The organism is uncultured Thiodictyon sp. (genome assembly GCF_903946935.1).
In the GTDB taxonomy this organism is placed as follows: Bacteria; Pseudomonadota; Gammaproteobacteria; order Chromatiales; family Chromatiaceae; genus Thiodictyon.
The window spans coordinates 1-3,816 of sequence record NZ_CAJAXH010000047.1; the positions used below are offsets into that span (position 1 = coordinate 1).

Genomic DNA, 3,816 nt, shown 5'->3' on the forward strand with positions numbered 1-3,816 from the left:
CAAACCGACTTCAAGCGAAACACAGGTTTATATTGCATCCGGACGCTTGCTTCTTCGGCAGATCTGCAATAATCAAACGCCGTATTTATTAGCCGTTAAGTAAGCCTCTATCTCAAAATGGTTCTTAGACAGCCTCTAAGTAAATTGTCCCCGGAACTCCGCGGATTCCCAGGACGGGACGAACATTTCCCGCAGCCCTGCGATTTGCGCAGGCAGGAGGCCAAGGCAGGCAACTCCGAGATAGGTCGCCGCACGTGTCGTTCCCACATATAGGTACTTGCCGAAGAGTTCCGGATGAAGGTCGGCCAGTCGATCGACGCCGACAAAGAACACCGCCTCGAACTCAAGGCCCTTGATATGCTCCACCGCGAAGACCCGAACGTCGCTGTCGTTCCCCATGACCTGGCCCTGGGGGCAAGGACAGACTCGGATGTTGTCTGCGCCCAGTGCCGCGTTCAGAGCATCGGCGGTGGGCTGCACCTCGGACTCCTGGTTAACGAAGATGGCAATGGACGGTAGCTGACGGACGAACCGCTCTATCTCACGAACCCGCGCCGATAGCCAATCGACTACCACGAGGAAATCGCCTGCGGACTCCAGCAGCGCGGGCTTGACTCCTTCGCTGTCTACTTTCTCCGGCAGTACCCCGATGTCGCCCACCCCACCCGCCGCCCGGATAATCGCACCAGCGAGTTCGTTGAGCTGTCGGCTCTGGCGATAGGAGACGTTGATCTCCCTGATATCTATATCGCCGATCGCCCAGGTCAGATCACCACGAGACCGTGTACCCCAGGTCGTCAGGCGCTGGTTGAAGTCCCCGCAGGCGAAGAACGACCGGGTGTAACGATGGCAAAGACCGGCCATGCACGCCAACTGGAGCGGCGAGAAATCTGTGGCCTCGTCGACCAGGACTTGGTTTTGATTCCGGCGTGCGAGGGGCTCCAATACAGCCCAGCGACGATCATCCAGATTCTTCGCGATGCGTGGGTCGCGCAGCAGGTCACCGCCGCCACGCACGTTGCTCAGGAGCATCACGTCAAGCTCCAGAGGATGCAGTTCGCTGGCCGCGATTGCTTGTCCCTGGTACCAGCGGCCCTCTTGCTGTCGGGCTCGCCGGAATGCCCGGTAGCGGGACGGGATGCGGCGGAAGTAATCCCGGACCGGGTTGGCAAAGCGCTGAAGATGGGTCTGCCGGACCAGACTATTGCCAATATCGCCCCGGGATGCCTGCTCCAGTGCCCGGTCCCCAAGCCAATCCAAGACAACCCCGTTTCGCGATTTCTTGCTGATACTCCGACCAGCGGCGGCCGCACGGGCTTGGGTGCGGACCGCTTGCATGTATGCCGTCATGGCACGCTGCAGCTTGGTCGCCGACGGTGTCGTCTCTTCATCTTCTGTGTCTTGCTCGTCCTGTTCATCCAGGTCGTCGTCATCCGAGGCTGACTGGTCCTTAATTCGCTCGATGAGATCACCCAGGGCATCGAGAAAGCCGTTGTCCTTTCTAACCTGCACACTCAAGGCCCCGCGGATCGCCTGATCCGTTTCGCCTTTGAGCTTGCTCCGCAGTTCGGCGGCTTTATCCGCCTCCGTCGCCAACGCGATCAGCGTGGCCGCCTCGCTCCCGGACTCGCTGCGCCTCAGCACAGTGCTCAGCGCTTCTCCAAGCGCGGAGACGGCGGTATCCCGATCCTCCTGAATGCGTTGTGCCGACTGTGACAGATCTTCCAGGAACCTGGTCCGCTGCCACTGCTCGAAGTCGTCGAACCAACCGATGGCTTGCGCCTCAGCGTCCGTCGACAGATAGGTGGTCGCATCCTTGAGGATGAAGCTGCCGCTGCCGGTTGCCGTGCGTAGGATGCCAAACGCCTCGCGCCCCAACTCGCGGCGAAAATCATACCAGGTGCGAATGCGCTGATTGGGCGCGGCGATGCTCTCCCGATTGAATGCCTCCTGGAGATACTTCTTGAGGAGCTCGGTTGGCGTGAACATAATCCAGCTCGCCATGTGCGGTAGACCACCTTCCGCTGCCACCAGCTCCACCGTTGCGCGCTCACCGGCGTCAAGGAACTCCAGATCGAGCTTTTGTCCAAGGCGGCGAATCAGGGTCGTCGTCTTACCGGTCCCCGGGGGACCGAGGAGGGCTAGGCGCTTGTTCAAGGGCAGGCGAAAGATCTCGTCCTGATATTGATCCAGCACCGGGCGGTCGCGCAATTCCATCTTCGTGATGACACTGCGCCTGATGCCTTCCACGATGTTGGCCGCCTGCTGATCCTCCACCAGCAGTTGCCCCAGCACGTCCTCCTCGGCCTCGACCGCCAGTTCTTCCAGCAAGGCCCGCAGCGATGCAATAGTGAGTGGACCAAGCCCCTCCGACTCGACGATGGAATCGCGGGAGTCCCACACCTCCTTCTCTCGTCTCGGTCGTAGCAGCGAGCGTTCGACGACCTCAACCGCACGGCCGTCGGGAAGGGTGGCGGTCTGCCCCACCTCCAAGGCCGCAAACCGGCCAACCGGGGCGCGATAGCTCGCAAATCTGGCGGTGCCGATGCCTGAAGGCGGTGCGGTGCGGCAGATGTAATAGGTCTCGCGGTTGCCGCCGCAGTCATCGACAACCACCCGCGCGATGGCCGGCTCATCGCGCAGGGTGAGGAGGTTTAGGTAGCTTTCTTGATTGAGTTGCCGTATACGCCGGAGTGCGTTTTCGCCGGTTGCAACGTTGAAGTCGCTCAGGTCATCTGGGCGAATCCCGTGGGAACCGCTTTCAAGCCTCTGTCGCGCCTGCCCCGCGACCATTGCAAAGGTATCAAGTGCCTCGGTCGCGACCCCTTGGATGTAAACCTTGTCGTCTTCCTTCATCGTTGGCTCTGGTTGCTCTAGAACAGGGGATAGGATGCTTCAGGGAGTTCCCGGGACAGTGCGGCTCGGCAATGTCGCGTAATCTAGTGGGTGAAATTCCCACCTGGATAATCGCTAGCCATGAGCCCAGTATCGAGCCTTGCGTCGCGAACGGCAACGGGCGGGGTCTGTCTGGGGGTCTGTCGGGGACAGACCACATTTAATTGCTTAAAGGCGCAACTGAGAGCAAATGGGACCAAGTTGGAATACATTTCGGGATAGCATGGCTAAAATTAACTCGAACTCTGATCCCTTTACCCGGCTCTGCCCCGGCTCCCCGACTCAGAAACCACTGGGATGCAGGCTAATACAAGACCCATAACCCGTCAAGTAACGCTGGAGAGAATTTATTGCCGCTAGGATCACGGTATTAAGAGACCTTTACACATGCGGTGCCCCACTACCAGTGCCCCCCGCAGACACCCTCAATCCTGCCACCCTGCGCGGAACTGGCGGGGTTGAACGACATCATCGAGGGCCAGCCCCTGGTGATCGCTGAGAACGGTGGGGAGGTCATCCGATCGCACCCGAAGTTCCGGGTGTTTGCCACCGGTAACTCGGTGGGCGCGGGGGACGGCTCGGGCCTCTATCAGGGGGTCTTGCGCCAGAACCTGGCCTTCATGGACCGCTTCCGGGTGGTCCAGGTCGGTTACCCCGAGCCGGTGATCGAGAAGGCGATCATCAAGACCCAGGTCCCGAAGCTGCCGGACCTGATCGCGGAGAAGATGATCACCGTGGCTGGTGAGATCCGCCGGCTGTTCGTCGGCGCCAAGGAGGGTGGGGCGGAGCTGACGGTCACGATGAGTACGCGGACCTTGGTCCGCTGGGCCGGCCTGTCGTTGACGTTCAAGGGCGCCCCGAAGGTCTTCGAGTACGCCTTGTCCCAGGCCCTGACCGCACGGGCGGAACCGGAGCAGCAGG

At 60.7% G+C, this 3,816-nt stretch carries 1 protein-coding gene and 1 pseudogene; one reads left to right on the forward strand and one right to left on the reverse strand.

All coding sequences use genetic code 11. From position 1 onward, the window contains the following. Window positions 1-135: 135 nt before the first annotated feature. Window positions 136-2,856, reverse strand: coding sequence for an ATP-binding domain-containing protein (locus tag QZX93_RS04900; protein WP_295387876.1), 2,721 nt, complete (start codon window positions 2,854-2,856; stop codon window positions 136-138). Between the two features lie 454 nt (window positions 2,857-3,310). On the opposite strand from QZX93_RS04900, the pseudogene QZX93_RS04905 reads away from it, so the two are divergent. Continuing rightward, window positions 3,311-3,816 (forward strand): annotated as a pseudogene (locus QZX93_RS04905) (CbbQ/NirQ/NorQ C-terminal domain-containing protein); the annotation flags it as partial.

What these genes read in the sequence shown, in the direction of transcription:
- QZX93_RS04900 (WP_295387876.1), bottom strand. Translation starts at nt 2,856, where the DNA reads ATGAAGGAAGACGACAAGGTTTACATCCAAGGGGTCGCGACCGAGGCA.